Raw genomic sequence first — 18,529 nt, 5'->3', positions numbered from 1 at the left:
TTATCCCCTTGCGGCGGTCAGGCCGGCGTCGAGCGCCGAGAGGATACGGGTGACGTCAGCGGCGGTGATCACCAGTGGCGGCGACAGGATGACGTTGGCGCCGGACGTCCGCACCATCACGCCGGCGTCATAGGTCACGTCCTGGACCCTTTGGACCACATCCTTCGCGGCACCGGTCTTCTTGTCGCGATCCGAAACCAGTTCGAGCGCGCACATCAGACCCTTGCCGCGCACGTCGCCGATCAGTTCGTGCCTCTCCTTGAGTGCTTGAAGACCGGCCATCAGCTCCTCGCCGCGCGCGCAGGCATTCGCCGCCACGTTCTGCTTGCGTGTCTCCTTCAGCGTTGCCAGCGCTGCCGCGGCGCCGACCGGATGGCCGGAATAGGTGTAGCCGTGGCCGATCGATCCGGCGGCCGTCTTGTTGCTTTCGAAAGCTTGCGCCACCTTTTCGGCGATCATCACGGCGCCGAACGGATAGTAGCCGTTGGTGATCGCCTTCGCCGTCGACATGAAATCCGGCTTCACGCCAAAGAGACGCGAGCCGGTCCAGGCGCCGGTGCGACCGAAGGCGGTGATCACCTCGTCGGCAATGAGCAGGATGCCGTGGCGGTCGCAGATCTCGCGCATCAGCGGCATGAAGGTTTCGTGCGGCACGATCACGCCGCCGGCGCCGAGCACCGGTTCCATGATCAGCGCGGCGATCGTGTCAGCGCCCTGGAAGGCGATCTCGTCCTCGAAAAGCCGGGCAATCGCCTTCGCAATGACGGCGCCGTCGGTCGTGTCGAAGGGGTTGCGGTAGGTGTAGGGCGCCGGCAGGTGAAAGACGCCCGGAAGCAGTGGCTCGTAGTTGCGGCGGAAATTGGCGTTGCCGTTGACCGAGGCGCCGCCGAAATGGGTGCCGTGATAGCCCTTCTTCAACGCGACGAACTTGGTGCGCTCCGGCTGGCCGTTGAGCTTGTGATACTGGCGGGCAAGCCTCAGGCAGGTCTCGACGGAATCCGAGCCGCCCGAGGTGAAGAAGGAGCGGGTGAGGCCATCCTCGCGGAACCACTCGGCGAGCTCGTAGGAAAGCTCGATCAGCGGCGAATTGGTGGTGCCGCGAAAGGTCGAATAATAGGGCAGGTCGTCGAGCTGGCGGCGGATCGCTTCCTTCACCGGTTCGCAGGAATAGCCGAGATTGACGTTCCAGAGGCCGCCGACGGCGTCGAGCACCTTCTTGCCGTGGATGTCGACGATCTCGACGCCTTCGCCGGCATTGATGATGCGCGGCGGCGTCGCCTGCATCTCGGCCGGATGCGCCATCGGGTGCCAGAGATGGCGGGCATTGTTCTCGATGAGGAAGTTGGTTTCGCGCATGGTCATGCTCCTGTCAGTTCAAGGCCGAGCATTTGAAGTGCTCTGGCATAGCTTTCCGCGGGGCGGGTGACGTCGAAATGGACGTGAGGCAGGCCGACCGCCCGCGCACCCTCGATGTTCTTCAACTGGTCATCCACGAAGACGCAGGCCTCGCGTGGCAAATTGAGCTGGCTCAGAACCAGTTCGTAGGCGCGGGGGTCCGGTTTCAGGATGTTGGTGTAGGTGGCGTCGACGATCGTCTCGAAGCGATCGATCAACGGGAAACGCTCGCGGAACGCGATCCCATAAAAGAGATCGAGCTCGTTGGAGAGGATCGCAAGCCGGATGCCGGCCCCATGGGCGGTGAGGATCGCGTCGCGTGCCTCCGGTCGGAGCACGAGTTCCGGTTCCGCCCCACGCGCCCGCTGCACGAAGGTCTTCATGTCGCTCCAGTCTTCGCCGAGCAACTGGCCGACCTCGCGGGTGCGCGTCGTCCAATAGTCCCGTTCGCTAATCTCGCGCCGCTGCATAGCGGCCCAGAGCGGGTCGGTTGCGGGATCGAAGGGCCCGCGCCAGGTGATCGTGCCAGGCGCAAGGCCGAGTGCGCGTTCGGTGACATCGTGGGTCTCGAACAGCGTTCGGGTGACGACGCCGCCGAAGTCGAGGATCAATGCCTTTTCGGTCATGGTGTCGGTCATGGCCGGCCCTCGGGCACGATGCCGCGCGCCACCCAGTCGTCGAAGATTGCCAGCGCTGCCATCGAAAACTCAGGCGCGTTGATATGGCTGTCGACCTCGTGCAGCGCGATGCCTGACGGGATGGAACGGCGCATCTCGTCGATGAAGGCGCCGAGCGCATCCGGTTCGTGGAGCGGCTCGTCCGGTTGATCCCACTCCTGAATGCCCTTCAGCGGCAAGATGAAGGCGATCTCCGCCTCGGTGTCGGCAAGTTTGCCGCCGATGACGCGGGCGATCTCGCGCCGCCCTTCGGCCGAGGTGGTCACGGAGCCGAGCAGCCGGTTGTGGGCGTGATAGGGACGGTCGGCGAAAGCGTCCGGAACGGGCTGCCAGGCCGGCAGGTCGACCATGTCGACGGCGCCGGGTGCGATGATCTGCGGGATGCCGGCGCGTCCGGCATTCTCCAGCCGGTCCGGTCCTGAGGTGACGACCGTGCCGTGGTGATGGTTGCTGACCTCCTGGATGCAGAAGTCGAAGACAGCGGTGAAGCCCTTCTCAGCGGCGATCGCCTCGAAGGCGCGCCCGCCCATGCCGGTCGAGTGGAAGACCGCGACGTCATAGCCGCGACGTTCGAGCTCGGGCTTCAGGTATTTCATGTATTTGAGGCAGCTCGACCCGAGCGAGGTCATGCCGATCAGCGGCCGCGATCCGTCCGGCTTTGTACCGAAACGGGCCGCACCGACGACCGCGCCGCAGGCCTGTGAAAGAACGGAACGGCAGATGCCGTTGAGACCGTAGAGACCGCCGGCCCAGAGGATCATCATCAGGTCGGGGGCGATGCGCTCCGGCGGAAGCAAGTGCGAATAGGCAATTGTTGAGACGATGAATTTCGGCACGCCGAGCGGCAGGGCAGCGGCAACATCGAGCGCGAGATCGGTGCCCATGGAACCGCCAAGAATGATGACACCATCGGCCTGGCCAGCCTCGTAGAGCGAGCGGGTGAGGGCGCTAGCACCTTCTGCCATCAGCGCCATGGCGCTGTGTTCGTCGCCGCTGGATGCGATCGCGGCGATGGTGACGCCGGCCGCTTCGGCGATGTCGTGGCGCGAGTATTCCGGCTGGTAGGGCGGGTCGCCGAGAATGCTGACATCCATCATCACAGGCAATCCGCCGGCTTCGCGGATGACGGACGCCATGAACTGGAGTTCGTCGCATTTGGTGTCTCCCGTACCCACGACCAGGATATTGGGGAGACGGTTCATCGCATTCATCAGCCGGCCCTCCTTGCCAGCGGATCGGCAGCAACCTGCTCCAACCCGAAAAGTCTTTCGGAAATGCGCCTGGCCGTTGCCATCGCGGCGCGGCCCATCTGTTCCACCGTCTCCTTGTCGGCCCGTGTCGCGGGGGCGGCGATCGCGATCGCGCCAACCGGCGTGCTGCCGGGCGCTCGGATCGGGGCGGCGACACTGACGACGCCGGTTTCGAGCCCGTGATGGCAGATCGAGTAGCCGCGCCGGAGCGTCTCGCCGAGTGTCTGGCGCAGCGCCGCCGGGTCGGTCAGCGTGTGGTCGGTAAAGGCTTGAAGCGGCGCCGACAGCGCCGCATCGATGTCCTTCTGCGGACAGAAGGCGAGAAAACCGAGGCCGGATGCGGTCGCGTGGAAGGGCAGGATGCTGCCGACATCGACGATGACGCGATGGGCGCGCTGCGAGTCTTCCACATGGACGGTCGAGAGGCGGCCGGCTGCGTATTCGGAGAGGTGAACGGTCTCGCCCGCAAGGCCTGCGAGTTCCCGCGCAAAAGGCGTCGCGACGCTCAGATATGGAAAACGCGCCTCGCGGATGCGGGCAAGCCGCACCGGCGCGCCGCCAAGTCGATAGCGCCGCGTTTCCGTGTCCTGCTCGACGAAGCCGTGTTTTTCCAGTTCCACGAGGAAGCGTCTGGCCGTCGCCTTGTCGAGCCCACAGTGGCGGGCGATGTCGCTCAAACCCGCTTCCTTCTCCAGGCGCGAGATCGCGTCGAGCAAAGTCAGGGCCTTACCGATGGTGCTCATCCATTCCTCCGTTGTCGAGCGCCCCGTCAGTCCTCTCGCCTGTTCCCTCCTAAGGAGCGGTAGGCCCGCTCTCCCGGTCGTTTTGGGTCGAGATACTTAACATGCGAAATAACTTGACAGGGCCAGATGCAATTTGCAAGTCTATATTTGAAGCTGAGGTTCAAATAATGAACCGAAAGACTTGCGCGGCAAAGACAAAAAGCAAGCCCCGCGCCTCAAGTCCGCTTCAGGGAGCAGCCGCCGGAGAGAAGGACCGGAGGCGAAAAGGCGTTCGCGCCAGCAAGGGGAGCCAAGACCATGACCAATTCACCCACGCCCGTGACCGCGGCGAACCAATTGCGCAAGAACGCCCTCGGCGTCGGCGCCGTCACCTTTCTCGTCGTTTCGGCCGCCGCACCGCTGACCGCAGTTGCCGGCGGCGTTCCATTGTCGATGATGCTCGGAAACGGTGCGGGCATTCCCGGCACCTTCCTGATCGTCACACTGATCCTGCTTCTGTTCTCGGTCGGCTATGTCGCGATGGCGCGGCACATCCGAAACGCCGGTGCCTTTTATGCCTATACGGCCCAGGGCCTCGGCGGGCTGATGGGCGGTGCCGCCGCGATGATCGCGATCCTCGCCTATAACGCCATGCAGATCGGGGTCTTCGGCCTCTTCGGCGCGGCGACGGCAGGGCTCTTCGCCGGCCTGGGGATCGATTTCCCCTGGTGGGTCTGGACTTTCGCCGGCATCGCAGCGGTCGGCATTCTTGGCTATCGCCGTGTCGACCTTTCGGCCAAGGTGCTGACCGTCCTCGTCATCCTCGAATATCTGGTCGTGCTCGTCATCGATGTCGCGATCCTCGCCAAGGGTGGTGACGGCGGTTTGGGCACGGTCTCTTTCACCCCCTCGGCCATCCTCTCCGGCTCGCCGTCGATCGGCATTCTCTTCTGCTTCGCCGCCTTCATCGGCTTCGAGGCGACGACGATCTATAGCGAAGAGGCCCGCGATCCGGAGAAGACCGTACCGCGCGCGACCTATATCTCCGTGCTGATCATCGGCATTTTCTACATGTTCACATCCTGGCTGATGGTGAACGCTGCCGGCGCCGACAAACTGGTGCCGGAACTGCAGGGCCTTGCCGATCCGACCACCTTCCTCTTCGGCCTCGCCGAGCGTTATGCCGGTGGCTGGCTGCCGCCGCTGATGAACGTGCTGTTCGTCACCAGCCTTTTTGCCGGCGTGCTGGCGTTCCATAACGGTGTCGCGCGCTATCTCTACGTCGCCGGCCGCGAACGCCTGCTGCCGGCCTCGATCGGCGTCACCCATCCGGTCTATCACAGCCCGCATGTCGGCTCGCTGATCCAGACGGTGATTGCCGTGCTGGTCGTCGCGCTCTTTGCGGCTACGGGCCAGGACCCGGTGCTGGCGCTGTTTTCCTGGCTGACGAATGTCGGCACGCTTGCGGTGATGACGCTGATGGCCTTCACCGCCTTTGCGATCGTCGCCTTCTTCGGCCGCAATCCTGGACTTGAAACGAACCCGCTGGTGACCAAGGTCATTCCCGTCGTCACCGGCCTGATCCTCGTTGCCGTCATCATCGCGATTGCCGCCAATTTCGGCGATCTCGCCGGCGCCACCGGCATGCTCGCCGTGTTCCTGCCGGGGCTCGTCGTGATCTTCGGGGTCATCGGGCTCTTCCTGGCGGCATCGCTGAAATCGGGCAACCCAATCGAGTTCGCCCGCCTGGGCGCCGGCCAGGAGATCTGATCTCTCGGGAGCATCGCTTTTGGGCATGGCGGCTTGCCGCCATGCCTGCAACAAACGGGACAGGACACCATGCAGGACAAGATCGATCAATTGCGCAACCTGCCCGTCGCGGCTCAGAAACTGTTCATCGGCGGCCGTTGGCAGGAGAGCCTCTTGGGCGTGACGCTCGACGTCGTCTCGCCGATCGACGGTCGGCATCTGACGACGATTGCCGATGCGGCAGCCGGTGATGTCGATGCGGCGGTTCGCGCGGCGCGCGCCGCTTTCGAGAAGGGAAGCTGGTCGAAGGCTGCCCCGGTGCAACGCAAAAAGGTCCTGACGTGCATTGCCGAGATCATCGAGGCGCACGCGCTGGAACTGGCCGTTCTCGGCGTGCGCGATAACGGCACCGAAATCTCGATGGCGCTGAAGGCGGAGCCTGGCAGTGCTGCCGGTACATTCCGCTACTATGCCGAGGCGCTCGACAAGGTCTATGGCGAGATCGCGCCGACGGCCGACAACATCCTTGGCCTCATTCATCGCGAGCCGATCGGCGTGGTCGCCGCGATCGTTCCCTGGAATTTTCCGCTGATGATCGGCGCCTGGAAGATCGCGCCGGCGCTTGCGGCCGGCAATTCCGTCGTGCTGAAGCCAGCCGAGGGCGCATCGCTCAGCCTGCTGAGGCTCGCTGAGATCTGCGCCGAGGCCGGTTTGCCCGAAGGCGTGTTGAATGTCGTCACCGGCCGCGGCGCGACGACGGGCGAAGCGATCGGGCTGCATGGCGATATCGATGTCCTCGCCTTCACCGGTTCTGGCGGCGTCGGCCGCCGGCTGCTCGAATATTCCGCCCGCTCGAACCTGAAGCGCGTCTATCTCGAACTCGGCGGCAAGTCGCCGAACGTCGTCTTTGCCGACGCACCGGACCTCGACCAGGCTGCGCGCGTCTCCGCCCATGGCATCTTCCGCAATTCCGGCCAGGTCTGTGTCGCCGGCTCCAGGCTCCTAGTTGAGCGCTCGATCTATGAAGCCTTCGCAGAGAAGGTGGCGGCGATCGCGGCCGGTCTGAAGGTCGGCGACCCGCTGCTTCTTTCGACGGAGGCCGGCGCCATCTCCAGCGAGGCGCAACTTCAGAAGAACCTCGAATTCGTCGGCGAGGCCGAAGGGGAAGGCGCGCGCCTGCGCACTGGCGGCAAACGTATCCTCGAGGAGACCGGCGGCTATTATATGCAGCCGACCGTTTTCGACGTTCAGCCGGAGATGAAGCTGGCAAGGGAAGAGGTCTTCGGACCCGTGCTCGCGGTCATTCCCTTCGACGACGAGACGGACGCGCTCCGGATCGCGAACGCGACCGACTACGGTCTGGCGTCGGCCGTCTGGACCGCAAACCTGTCGCGCGCGCACCGCATGGTACGCGGCATCCGCGCCGGGGTCGTGCACGTCAACACCTATGGCGGCGCCGACAACACGGTGCCGCTCGGCGGCGTCAGACAGTCGGGCAACGGTCAAGACAAGTCGCTGCACGCGCTCGACAAATATACCGACTTGAAGACGGCCTGGATTCAACTCTGACCCGGGACGAGAAACCGTATCGGCGTTGGGCCGGGTAGCCGGCTATTCCACCGTCGCCCGCAAAGCCCGGATGATCTCCTCGGCAAACATCGCGGCGGCGAGGCCATGTCCGCGCCTTTCCCGCTGCACCAGCGAAAGCACGTTCTTTGCAAAAGTCCGGTCGCGGATCTGCAGGTAGGTCAGCACGCCGTTTCGCTGTTCCTCGGTAATGTCGAATTTGCTGAGGAAGGCGATGCCGTCGCCGGCGGCGGCGAGGAACTTCATCGCCTCGATGGAGTTGGTGAGATAGCTCGGCTCGACCGTTAGCCCAGCCTCGGCGAAGGCGTCGGCGACGATGCCGTGGATCTGCATCGACTTGTCCGCGAAGATAAGCGGGTAGGGCTGGCAATAGGCAAGCGGCAGCGTCTCCATGCCGACGAGCGGATGTTCCGGCGCCACCACCGCGCCGAGGCGGGTGTCCATCTTCCACAGTGTCTCGAGCTGCGGCGTGGACGGGAGATTGAAGGCAAAGCCGAGATCGGCCTCGCCATCGGCCACCGCCTGGGCGATATCGCGGGCAAACATCACCCGGATCGTGATCTTGAGACGCGGATGGCGTGCGCCGAAGATCGCGGCCACCTTCGGCACGATGCCGCCCGCAAGGCCGTTCATCGTGGCGATGATCACCTCGCCGCTCTGCAGCGCCTTGATATCGCGGATCTCGGCCTCGACCTGGCTGTATTCCTTCATCGTCCGGCGCACATGCGCAACAAGGATTTCGCCGGCGGGCGTCAGCCGCAGGCCCCGCGGCAGCCGCTCGAACAGCGGTTCGCCGATGTCTTCCTCAAGCTGCAGCACATGCTTGTTGATGGCCGAGGCAGCGACGTTCAGCCGCTCGCTCGCCCCGCGGATCGAGCCTGAGCGCGCCACCTCGTCGATGTAGCGCAGTACGCGTGAATGCAGCATGGCCATCCCTCACAATCGTTCTCGAAAAGCGAACGGTATGAGCAGAAAATACTGCTTTTCGGAAGCGGTGCAATGACTTCTTATGGTTGGCGAGGGGCGCGCTGCCGGCACCGCACCCACTGAGAATGGCGGGTTGTCGGCAGGCGCCGACGACTATGAAAGTGGAGGATTATTCGTGAACCAGACTGAAGCCGCGCATTACGAAAAGGTGCGCGCCATCTTCGATATCCTGAACGGCGAGAGGGAAGCGGATCTTCTCCTGAAGAACCTGAACATCCTCGATGTCCATGGCGAGACTGTCTATCAAGGATCCATTCTTGTCTATGACAAGCGCATCGTTGCGCTCAATCCGGACGAGACCGTCTTGAAGGTCAGGCAAGTCTTCGACGGCAAGGGTCTTTATGCGATTCCCGGCCTGATCGACGCGCATATCCATTTCGAATCCCAGCTCGCGCATCCGACGGCACTCGCCGAAGCGATGGTGCCCTGCGGCACGACGACGATCTATGCCGAATGCCTGGATCTCTTGAGCGCTGCAGGCAAGGAAGGCATCGAAGCCGCCGAGAAACTCTTCAAGGATTACGATCAACTGCCCTACCGGCTCTATGCTTTCGCGCCGGGCAAAAAGACGGCGGCGTCGGTAACGGAAGCAGTGCTCAAGATGGAGCCGGTGATCGGCCTCGGGGAATTCGAGCATTTCACCTACAGTTCCGGCAACGATGACGATTTCCGCAAGGCGGCCTGGGTTCGCGCCAAGGGCGGCTTCATGAACGGCCACTGGGGCGTCACCGCGCTCTCCGATATGATCCTCAACTACCTGCCGGCGATCGGCGTCTCCAACAATCACGACGTCTGGAACGAGAAGGATATCGAGAAGAGCATTCGCTACGGCTTCCCGACGCACATCAAGTTCGGGGTCGGCAGCAGCGAGGTGATCAAGGTGCTGTTGCGCGCGATCGTCGACCGCAAATGGCCGACCGACAACTTCATGCTATGCACCGACAACATCTCGATCGAGCGACTGCTGACGATGGGCCACATGGACTGGATCATCTCGCTTTGTGCAGAGATGGGCATCAACCCGATCCACGCGATCAAGATGGCGACCTACAACACCGCGCGATCGTTCCACATGGAAGACAGGATCGGTTCGCTGACGCCCGGCCGCTTTGCCGATATCGTCTTGACCGACAGCCTGTCGAAGATCAATCCGCTCTACGTGTTCAAGGACGGCGAACTGGTCGCAAAGGAACGCAAGCTGCTGAAGAATGCCGAGATCGACTATTCCGGCATGTGCAAGGACGGCGTTACCGGTCTTGCCGATCTCTCGCCGGAGCAGCTCGACATCGTGCCCCTGGAGGTGTCGGAAGACGGCACGCAGGCCAAGGTCTATCTGTTCGACGTCTACGGTCGCGGCCACGCCAAATTCTACCAGGAAATCTGGGTGCCTCTGAAGGACTGCAAGGTCGTTGCCGAGCACGAGGGCAAGAAGCTGAGCCGGCTGTCGGTCGTCCAGCGTTATGCCGACGGCAAGCGCCATGTGGTGAACGGGCTGTTCAAGGGCGTGCATGTCGATCGCGGCGCTGTGGCGACCTTCTGGCCGGCGCCGAAGCCCTATTTCGTCGTCGTCGGTCAGGACAGCGCCGAAATGTGCCATTGCCTCAAGCGGGTCGATACCCATGCCGGCGCCTGCATCGTCACCGAGGAGAAGGTGGAGAAGGCCGTCATGCCGCTCGAGATCTATGGCGTCATGGCGAACATGAGCGTCGAGCAACTGACGGCCAGCGCCGCGGCGATCGACGCAGCGCTCGAAGCGCTCGGCAATCACAACGAAGGCGAACCGGTGGTCAACAAGCTGCTCAGCCTGTTCATCTCGTTGCACCGCTTCCGCTTCATGGCCTAGAGCCGTTCAGGAAAAGCAGACGGACGTTTCGGCGTCCGTCCGCCAGGAAAGTGGCGTGCTGTCGCGACAAAGGGCGGGCATGCCGAGGGATTTAAAAGCGCATCGCTGAGGGGGCGATGGGCAGGCGGGGCAACAAACCCGCATCGTTTCGAGGGAGGAAACAATGGCACACAATGCGGCGGAAGCCGAAATCGTCGATACCGGTAGCCTGAAGCGGCGCTGGATCATGTATGTCGTCGGCATCTACGTGCTGACCTTTGGCGTCAGCCTGGCGATCCGGGCCGGCATCGGCATTTCACCCCAGAGCAGCCTGACGCGGACCATGACGCTGGTCTATCCGCCCTTCAGCCAGGGCACCTACAACTTCATGCTCGAACTGATCATGCTGTTCCTGACCTATCTGGTCTTGCCGAAGGACTTCAAGCTCAAGAACTTTGCGTCGCTGATCCCGGCTTTCGTGCTGGCGGTCTTCCTGGATTTCAACCTGGGCATCACCGAGTTCATCAAGCTCGAAGCCTATCCAGTCCGGGTGGCTTTGCTGGTCTTCGCCGACGCGGCGCTCGCTTTCGGCCTGTTCCTGATGATCCGCGCCAATCTCGTGCTGATGCCGATCGACATGTTCGTCAACACGATCTTCAAGCGCACCGGCTGGAAGTGGGGCAACATCAAGACTGGCTTCGACTGCACGCTGCTGGTGCTCTCCGCCTGTATCGGTCTGCTCTTCCTCGCCGAGGTCAAGTTCATCCGCGAGGGTACGATCCTGAACGCCATTCTCGTCGGTCAGTACATCAAGCTCTACTTCTTCCTGTTCAAGAAGTTCCAGGGCAAGCCTGCTCCGTCGCCGAAGGGCCTGGAGGCGGCCGCGGAATAGCATCCCGCAATAATGCGAGAGAGGGGGCGCCTAACCGGCGCCCCTTCATCCTGTGTCGTGATGGATGCCCATGGGCGAACAGGCCTATCCGAAAGCGAGTTCGAGGTTCTGCCGGTCCCGCGCCACCACTTGGCACTTGGTTTCGAAACCATCCCCGGCAACGACCAGGACGAGTTCGGGCGGTATGCCGGCGGAATTCGAAACCGTAACCGCGGCGCCATCGGCGCCCAGCGACCGGATGGTGCAGTCGATCCGCGAATGCCTGTCATCGAAGAGGATGGTGCCGGCCTTCAGCACGCGCTGCCGCGGGCCGAGCGGATAGCCGGCTTCGAGACTGCTCCATTCGACGCAGCGGTTTCGCCCTCCGGCCTTGGCGAGATACATCGCCGCATCCGCCTGGGCGAGCAGCGTGGCGCCATCCCTGCTCTTGGTCGAAAGGGCGGCGGTGCCGAAGCTCGCGGTTACCGCCAGTTGGCCGAAGTCGCCGTGGATCGTCTGGGCGGCGATCGCTGCCCGCAGCTTTTCCGCCGCGGCCAGCGCTCCACTCGTGTCGACATGCGGCAGGATGATCGCGAATTCCTCGCCGCCGAGCCGGCCAAAGAGGTCGCTTGCCCGCAGATTGGACTGGCAGATGGAGGCGACGGCCTTCAAGACCTCGTCTCCCGCCGCATGCCCGTGGGTGTCGTTCACCCGCTTGAAGTGGTCGACATCGAGGACGATGCAGGACAGATCATGCTGGTGCCGCACGGCAAGCGAGATCAGCTTGTCGGCTTCCTCGCGAAAGGCGCGCCGCGTCAACGTCCCGGTCAGCCCGTCCGTCGCGGCCGAGCGGAGCAAATCGATCCGGTCCATCGCCACGCCCGCCAGTTCCGTCAGGATCGCAAGATTCGTCGCAGTGAACTGTCGTGGCGCGCGGTCGATCGCACACACGGTCCCCACCGTATGTCCGTCCCGCGTCTTCAGCGGAACGCCTGCGTAGAACCGGATATGTTCGGGGCCGGCCACGGCCGGGTGCTGCGAAAAGCGTGCATCCTTCGTCGCGTCGTGGACGACGAGAGGCTCCTCGGACGCGACGACATATCGGCAGAAGGTGTCTTTGCGCGGGACCTCGTCGGCCGAAAGGCCGGAGCAGGCCTTGTACCATTGGCGATGCGCATCGACCAAGGAGACGATGCCGATATCGATGTCGAAGACCTGTTTGATCAGCCGTACGACGCGTTCAAGGCCCCCATCCCTGGGCGTGTCGAGGATATCGAGATGTCCAAGGGCGGCCAAGCGATCGAATTCCCTGCCTTTCGCGTCCATCGTCGGACGTCCGGCTGGCCCAGCAATCACCATTCCGTTTTCCTTTCTCATTCCGCGCCTGGCAATAGACGCGTTTCAGGGAGAAAACAAAAGGCGCTGAAGAGCAAGTGGATGTGGATTGCGTCGGCTCTATGGCGAAAGATGCGGTGTTGGCACCCGAATCGCGGTGCCGCGTTCGCGCCTAGCCGCCGAAACTTCCGAGCTGGGTCGGCACGTGTACGTAGTTGCGGTCGAAGTAGAGCAGCGCATTGCCATCGCTGCGCGAACGGATGCCGACGACCCGGCCGATCAGGATATGGTGGGTGCCGAGGAGCCGCGCCTCGGCCAGTTCGCAGTCTAGCGAAACGATCGCATCCTTCACCGCGAAGCTTCCGGAGCTCATCTCCACCCAGTCGGCCGCTGCATAACGGGCCGCCATGTCCTGCGTCGCGCCGGCGAAATGGCCGGCGAGGTCCCGGTGGTCGTGGCTGAGTACATTGACGCAGAAGCGCCGGTTCTCGATGAACAGGCCGCACTGGGTGGAGTTGCGGTTCATGCAGACGAGCAGCGTCGGCGGCTCGTCGGTCACCGAGCACATGGCGGTGGCGGTGAACCCGCCGCGTCCGGCGGGTCCGTTTGTGGTGATGACGTTGACCGGCGCGCAGACCCGCGCCATGGCGTTGCGAAACTCCGTCTTTGAAACAAGCGGCTCCATGGCGGACCTCATTCGGCGGCGTTGCTGAGAACTTGGCCGTCGCTCAGCGGCGGCAGCCAGGTGTTGCCGGTCCAGCCGTTCTCGTCATAGTCGGCCATGCACTGGTCGACGAGCGCTTCCATCTCCTTCAGCCGCCCGCCACGCTCGGCGCCTTTCAGCACCTGCAGCCGCACTTCTTCCGGCGCGCCGGCATAGTTCAACTCATAAAGCGCGTGGCGGCCGCCAAACTCGGTGCCGGTCGCATCCCACAGCAGCTTCATGATCTTGATGCGCTCGATATGGCCCATGTCGTTGGAGCCGCGCACATATTGCGCCAGGTAACGATCGATTTCCGAATTGCCGAAGTCGCGCGCCGACGACGGCAGGTAGATCAGGCCCGACGCGATTACCCTGCGGATCGTCTCGACGACGCGCGGATAGGCCTCCGACATGAAGGTGCGATAGGAAAGGGCGGCCTCCAGATTGGGAAGCACGGCGCCGTCGGCCCAGGGGATGGGGTTGTGCGCCATCGCGTTGGAGAAGCTCCAGAACATGTGACGGAGCGCTATGACCTCGCCAAGTGCTGCCTGGTTGCCACGGAACGCATCGCCGCCGGTCGCTTTCAAAGCCTTGGCGAGCAGGCCGGCGAGGAAATCGAGCTTCACCGCAAAGCGAGTGCAGCCCTGGAAGCAATAGCCGTGCATGAAGCCGGAGGCGGGGTGGAAGGAGAGGATCTTGGCGGCGTCTCTGAGGACCAGTACGTCCTCCCAGGGCACGAAGACATTGTCGAGCACCAGGATCGCGTCGTTCTCGTCGAAGCGCGACGACAGCGGATAATCGAAGGGATGGCCGACTGTGTTGGCCGTCTGCTCGTAGGAGACCCGGCAGAACATCTTGATGCCCGGCGCGTTCATCGGCACGATGAACATGACGGAAAGCGAAGGATCCTCTGTCACCGTCGCCGAGCTTTGTGCCAGGAAATTATAGTGCGTGAGCGCCGAAGACGTCGCGACCACCTTGGCGCCGGAGACGTAGATGCCGGCATCGGTTTCCTTGGTGATGTGAACGAACACGTCCTTGACCGCATCCGCCGGCTTGTGGCGATCGATCGGCGGATTGACGATCGCGTGGTTCATGAAGAGCGCGGCTTCCTGGGCGCGTTTATGCCAGGCAAGTGCATTGTCCTTGAAGGGACCGTACCAGTTGGCATTGGCGCCGAGCGTGTTCATCAACGCCGCCTTGTAATCGGCGGTGCGGCCCATCCAGCCATAGGACATGCGCGCCCATTCGGCGATCGCGCCCTGCTGTGCGGCCAGGTCCGTGGACGAGCGGGCGACGCGGAAATATTTGTGGGTGTAGCCACCGGAACCGGTGTCGGTCGGTGACGTCAGAATGTCTTTCTTCGCCGGATCGTGCAGCGCGTCATAGAGGCGTGCAAGCGACCGGGCGGAATTGCGCATGGCCGGATGGCTGGTGACGTCGTGCACGCGCTCGCCGTTGATGTAGACCTCGCGGCCGTCGCGCAGGCTCTCCAGATATTCGGCGCCGGTAAAGGGCCGCGTCCGGTCGGCGCGGAAATCCTCTGCTCTCATGTTCTCCTCCCTTGAGTTTCGTCAAGGCTAGGCGTTGAAATCGTCAGCCGCCATGGACAGAATGGCAAAATGACTTGGACTTTTTCGGGTGGGGCATGAGCAGCAGCATTCCAAGTTTCTTCGTCTACGGCGAGCCGGAGCAACAGCTCGAGCCCGGGTTCTTCCACGTCGAGACGGTGATGGCCCGGCGCGGCCTGCATCAAGGACAGGTGAAGGCGCACAAGCACGACCAGATGGGGCAGATCACCTACTGGCTGAGCGGCGGGGGAACCTACTTCATCGATGACAAGCCATTGGACTTTTCCGCGCCCGCGGTCAGCTTCGTGCCGAGCGGCATCGTGCACGGCTTTTCGGTCGACCCGGAGACGAGCGATGCGGTCGTCGTTTCGGTCGCCGACGGCGCGCTGCTCTCGATCCGCGAGAACTCGACGCTGGCGCTCGATAGGCCGACGATGATCCGTGGCGACGGTGAAGACCGGCATTGGCGCCGCCTAGCCGAACTGCTCGATATCGTCGCCGACGAATATGCCGGGGGTGCTCCCGGCACCCAGCGGATGCTGGCGTCTCTGGTTGCTGCGGTGCTGACCCAGATCGCCCGGCTGGCGGCGGCCACGCCGGACACCGCCCAGCCGACGCAGGCGATGTTGGCAACGGAATTGCGCCGGCTCATCGACGTGCGGTTCCGCGAGAACTGGAGCGTCGGGCATTACACCGATGCGCTCGCCACCACCCCGCACCTGCTTGCCAAGGCGAGCAGGAACGCCTTCGGCATGCAAGTCAAGGAGCTGATCAACGAGCGTCGATTGCTCGAGGCCAAGCGTTTGCTGCTCTTTACCGTCCGGCCGCTCGAAGACATTGCCTATGAGATCGGCTTTGCCGATGCCGCCTATTTCTCGCGCTTCTTCCGCCTGCGTGTCGGCGAGGCGCCGAGCGACTGGCGCCGGGCGCGCGTGGGCTCAATAGGAGCCGGCTAAGTCACCGGCCCCGAGAGGTATCGGCAAGGCTGCCGGTTATCGGCCATAAGCCCGCATCAGCTCCATCAGCGGTTTGTGCCGGATGGCCTGAATCTTGAAGCGATCATGGGCCGTGCCGCCGGAATCCTCAGCTGCGATCATCGCATTCACCACCGCCTCCTCGACGCTGTCGACGGTCGCGAGGTAGACAGGATCGAGCAATTCGTCGTTGACGATTTCGAGCGACAGGCGAGGCGGCGCCTTGTGCGCCATAGGCTGGGTGTTGGCGGTCGAGAAGGCGAGAAAGATGTCGCCGGAATTGTTGCCGCCGGGTGTGCCGTTGCGGCCGATGCCGATCGCCGCGCGGCGCGCCAGACGCTTCAACTGATGCGGCGCCATCGGCAGGTCGGTGGCGATGACGACGATGATCGAGCCGCGCTCCTGCATCTGGCTTTGCGGCGTGCCGTCGCGCATGTGCTCGCCGACCGGAACGCCGCGGATCGTCAGCCAGTCGCGCTGGCCGTGATTGGCCTGGACCAGCGTGCCGATCGTGTAGTCGCGTCCGCCGAACGCGACGACGCGGGACGCGGTGCCGGTGCCGCCCTTGAAGCCATAGGCGATCATGCCTGTGCCGCCGCCGCAATTGCCTTCCTGGACGGGCCCGGACGTGGCGGCGTCGAGTGCGGCGTGCACGTCCGTTTCGGTGATCGGCTGGCCGTTGATGTCGTTCAAAACGCCGTCATAGGTCTCGGCGACGACAGGCATCAGCCAGAGGAAATCATCGGTGTCGTAGGTCGTGCTGTAGCGTTCCAGCATCCACTTTATGGTGGCGTGATGCGTCATGCCGACCGCGTGGGTGTTGGTGATCATCACGGGTCCGAGGAAGAAACCGCCGTCCTCGATCCAGTGGGTGCCGGTCATCTCGCCATTGCCGTTGAAGCGGTGCACGCCGGCATAAACCGGGACCGGCGTTTCCGATCCGGCATGCGGCAGGATGGCGGTGACGCCGGTGCGCACCGGACGCTTTCGGCCGGGCCGCGGGATCTGTTCCTCGATGGTGCGGAAGCCGACGGCAATGCCTTCGACATCGGTGATGGCGTTGAAGCGGCCGGTGCGGCCGGCAAAGGGCAGGCCGATATCGCGGGCGCGGGCGCTGGAGGGCGTAGAGGTTTTGTCGTTCATGATCATTTCTGCCGGGAGCGAAGGTAAAGGCCGAGCGAGGCGACGACGAAGGAGAAGGTCAGCATCATCACGGCGATGGCGTTGATCTCCGGTTTGATGCCGCGCCGAAGCATGGAGAAGATGAACATCGGCAGCGTCGTGACGTCGACGCCGGCGATGAAATAGGTGATGACGAGATCGTCCATCGAGATGATGAAGGCGAGCAGCGCGCCGCCGACGATCGCCGGAAAGAGCTGTGGCAGCACCACCCGGCGAAAGGTCATCCATTCGTTGGCGCCGAGGTCGGCCGACGCGTGTTCCAGCGTCCGGTCCATGCCGGCAAGGCGCGCCGAGACGACGATGAAAACGTAGGAGATCAGGAAGGTGCACTGGCCGATGATGATCGTTGTCAGGCCGAGCTTGATGCCGGAATTGACAAAGAAGATCAGGAGCGCGATGCCGAGCACGATATCCGGCATCAGCATCGGCATGAACATCACCACCCGGTAGAAGCGCTGGCCGACGAATTCGAAGCGATAGAGGGCAATCGCGATCGCCGTGCCGAAGACGGTCGCAATGGCTGTGGTCGAGGCGGCAATGACGAGGCTGTTCCACACCGCCTGAAGCAACTGCCCGGTCGATTCGATATAGAGCGCGCTTTCTGAGACCTTGGTCTTGAAGCCGAGAACCTGGGCGTACCATTCGGTGGTGAAGCCCGTCCAGGTCATCATGTTCACCGGATTGGCATTGAACGAATAGACGGCGATGACCACGAGCGGGATATAGATGAAGGCGAAGAACAGGCCGGTGTAGGCAAGCAGGCCACTGGCAAAAAGGGATTGAGCGATCTTCATGTGCGCCTCACCGTGCCAGTGCCGCGGCGGCAGCGCTGCGCCGTCCGGAGATGACCACGTGGGCGATCATCATGATCAGCATGACGCTCATCACCATCATCGCCAGCGCCGCACCGAAGGGCCAGTTGCGGGCGGCGAGAAACTGCTGCTCGATGAGGTTGCCGAACATCATCACCTTGGCGCCGCCAAGCACCGCCGGCACGACGAAGTTGCCGAGCGCCGGGATGAAGACGATGACGGCGCCACCGGCGATGCCGGGTGCGGTCAGGGGCAGAATGACGCGCCAGAATGTGCGCACCGGACCGGCGCCGAGATCGAGCGAGGCGCGCACCAGCGTCCAGTCGAGCTTTTCGACGCTCGCATAGACCGGCATGAACATGAAGGGAATGAACACATAGGTCATGCCGAGAATGATCGCGCCCTGGGTATAGATCAGGTCGAGCGGCCTTTCGATCAGCCCCGTGGATAGAAGCACCTCGTTGACGAGACCGGTCTGGCGCAGGATCAGCACCCAGACGAAGAGCCGCACGATCAGGCTGGTGAAGAAGGGCAGCGTGATCAGGAACAGGCAGAAATTCTTCCAGCGCTCGGAGAGCCGGGCGATGCAGAAGGCCGCGGGGTAGCAGACGAGAAGGGTCGCAAGCACCGTCAGTGCGGCGATCTCGATCGAGCGCAGGAAGATCGCGATGTAGATCGGATCGAATTCCTCGAACATCGGATCGGCAAAGCCGAGAATGCGGCCGAAATTATGCGGATAGAAGGTCCATTCCACGCCGCCATAAAGGCCGGGCGCGAGGAAACTGGTCACGATCATGATCGCGAGCGGCCCGAGGAAGAAGACGGCGAGAAAGGCCGAGACGGGCCCGAGCAGGAGTGCAAGCTGGAAGCGGCGGCGACTGGCGATCGTCAT

Annotated in this window: 16 protein-coding genes; 5 read left to right on the top strand and 11 right to left on the bottom strand. The window is 63.3% G+C overall.

Annotation, left to right across the window (positions count from 1 at the left end; all coding sequences use genetic code 11):
• The 4 genes from IB267_RS30520 to IB267_RS30505 are packed head-to-tail and all read right to left on the bottom strand — an operon-like array spanning position 1 to position 4,065.
• Complete coding sequence (locus tag IB267_RS30520) at positions 1 to 1,356, bottom strand: aspartate aminotransferase family protein (protein ID WP_192451148.1); 1,356 nt, start codon at positions 1,354 to 1,356, stop codon at positions 1 to 3.
• Between the two features lie 2 nt (positions 1,357 to 1,358).
• Positions 1,359 to 2,033: an HAD family hydrolase gene (locus IB267_RS30515; protein WP_371742665.1), complete on the bottom strand. Its 675-nt coding sequence runs from the start codon at positions 2,031 to 2,033 to the stop codon at positions 1,359 to 1,361.
• A complete protein-coding gene (locus IB267_RS30510; RefSeq protein ID WP_192451147.1) occupies positions 2,030 to 3,283 on the bottom strand; it encodes a Tm-1-like ATP-binding domain-containing protein in 1,254 nt (417 codons plus the stop codon). The genes IB267_RS30515 and IB267_RS30510 overlap by 4 nt, the downstream gene beginning before the upstream one ends.
• Positions 3,283 to 4,065 carry an IclR family transcriptional regulator gene (locus tag IB267_RS30505; RefSeq protein ID WP_192451146.1) on the bottom strand — a complete coding sequence of 261 codons (783 nt, stop codon included), beginning with the start codon at positions 4,063 to 4,065 and terminating at the stop codon, positions 3,283 to 3,285. Before IB267_RS30505 ends, IB267_RS30510 begins: the two co-directional genes overlap by 1 nt.
• Before the next feature lie 297 nt (positions 4,066 to 4,362).
• On the opposite strand from IB267_RS30505, the gene IB267_RS30500 reads away from it, so the two are divergent.
• On the top strand, positions 4,363 to 5,814 hold the full coding sequence (locus IB267_RS30500) for an APC family permease (RefSeq protein WP_192451145.1): 1,452 nt from the start codon (positions 4,363 to 4,365) through the stop codon (positions 5,812 to 5,814).
• A gap of 69 nt (positions 5,815 to 5,883) precedes the next feature.
• Positions 5,884 to 7,362: an aldehyde dehydrogenase gene (locus IB267_RS30495; protein WP_192451144.1), complete on the top strand. Its 1,479-nt coding sequence runs from the start codon at positions 5,884 to 5,886 to the stop codon at positions 7,360 to 7,362.
• Positions 7,363 to 7,404: 42 nt separating this feature from the next.
• On the opposite strand, the gene IB267_RS30490 is transcribed toward IB267_RS30495, so the two are convergent.
• Positions 7,405 to 8,307: a LysR family transcriptional regulator gene (locus IB267_RS30490; protein ID WP_192451143.1), complete on the bottom strand. Its 903-nt coding sequence runs from the start codon at positions 8,305 to 8,307 to the stop codon at positions 7,405 to 7,407.
• A 175-nt stretch (positions 8,308 to 8,482) separates the two neighbouring features.
• On the opposite strand from IB267_RS30490, the gene IB267_RS34030 reads away from it, so the two are divergent.
• Positions 8,483 to 10,210 carry an amidohydrolase family protein gene (locus tag IB267_RS34030; RefSeq protein WP_210336050.1) on the top strand — a complete coding sequence of 576 codons (1,728 nt, stop codon included), beginning with the start codon at positions 8,483 to 8,485 and terminating at the stop codon, positions 10,208 to 10,210.
• A gap of 163 nt (positions 10,211 to 10,373) precedes the next feature.
• Complete coding sequence (locus tag IB267_RS30480) at positions 10,374 to 11,081, top strand: YitT family protein (protein WP_192451141.1); 708 nt, start codon at positions 10,374 to 10,376, stop codon at positions 11,079 to 11,081.
• Between the two features lie 84 nt (positions 11,082 to 11,165).
• Here IB267_RS30480 and IB267_RS30475 read toward each other — a convergent pair whose 3' ends face one another.
• The 3 genes from IB267_RS30475 to IB267_RS30465 all read right to left on the bottom strand — a co-directional run bounded on the left by IB267_RS30475 (position 11,166) and on the right by IB267_RS30465 (position 14,651).
• Positions 11,166 to 12,419 (bottom strand): sensor domain-containing diguanylate cyclase, encoded by a 1,254-nt coding sequence (locus tag IB267_RS30475; RefSeq protein ID WP_192451140.1) that lies wholly within the window; start codon positions 12,417 to 12,419, stop codon positions 11,166 to 11,168.
• 148 nt (positions 12,420 to 12,567) lie between these two features.
• Positions 12,568 to 13,080 (bottom strand): flavin reductase, encoded by a 513-nt coding sequence (locus IB267_RS30470; protein WP_192451139.1) that lies wholly within the window; start codon positions 13,078 to 13,080, stop codon positions 12,568 to 12,570.
• Between the two features lie 8 nt (positions 13,081 to 13,088).
• Complete coding sequence (locus tag IB267_RS30465; protein WP_192451138.1) at positions 13,089 to 14,651, bottom strand: 4-hydroxyphenylacetate 3-hydroxylase N-terminal domain-containing protein; 1,563 nt, start codon at positions 14,649 to 14,651, stop codon at positions 13,089 to 13,091.
• 95 nt (positions 14,652 to 14,746) lie between these two features.
• Here IB267_RS30465 and IB267_RS30460 point away from each other — a divergent pair, with 95 nt between their 5' ends.
• Positions 14,747 to 15,625 (top strand): helix-turn-helix domain-containing protein, encoded by an 879-nt coding sequence (locus IB267_RS30460; RefSeq protein ID WP_192451137.1) that lies wholly within the window; start codon positions 14,747 to 14,749, stop codon positions 15,623 to 15,625.
• A gap of 36 nt (positions 15,626 to 15,661) precedes the next feature.
• On the opposite strand, the gene IB267_RS30455 is transcribed toward IB267_RS30460, so the two are convergent.
• Genes IB267_RS30455 through IB267_RS30445 form a run of 3 tightly spaced genes read right to left on the bottom strand, consistent with a single transcriptional unit; the run spans position 15,662 to position 18,529 of the window.
• Positions 15,662 to 16,786 (bottom strand): P1 family peptidase, encoded by a 1,125-nt coding sequence (locus IB267_RS30455; protein WP_192451136.1) that lies wholly within the window; start codon positions 16,784 to 16,786, stop codon positions 15,662 to 15,664.
• A 2-nt stretch (positions 16,787 to 16,788) separates the two neighbouring features.
• Positions 16,789 to 17,619 carry an ABC transporter permease gene (locus IB267_RS30450; protein ID WP_192451135.1) on the bottom strand — a complete coding sequence of 277 codons (831 nt, stop codon included), beginning with the start codon at positions 17,617 to 17,619 and terminating at the stop codon, positions 16,789 to 16,791.
• A gap of 7 nt (positions 17,620 to 17,626) precedes the next feature.
• Positions 17,627 to 18,529 (bottom strand): ABC transporter permease, encoded by a 903-nt coding sequence (locus IB267_RS30445; protein ID WP_192451134.1) that lies wholly within the window; start codon positions 18,527 to 18,529, stop codon positions 17,627 to 17,629.

Source organism: Ensifer sp. ENS09 (assembly GCF_014852425.1).
Lineage (GTDB): Bacteria > Pseudomonadota > Alphaproteobacteria > Rhizobiales > Rhizobiaceae > Ensifer.
The sequence above is the reverse complement of the archived record's forward strand: the minus strand, read 5'-3'. Positions and strand labels throughout refer to the sequence as shown.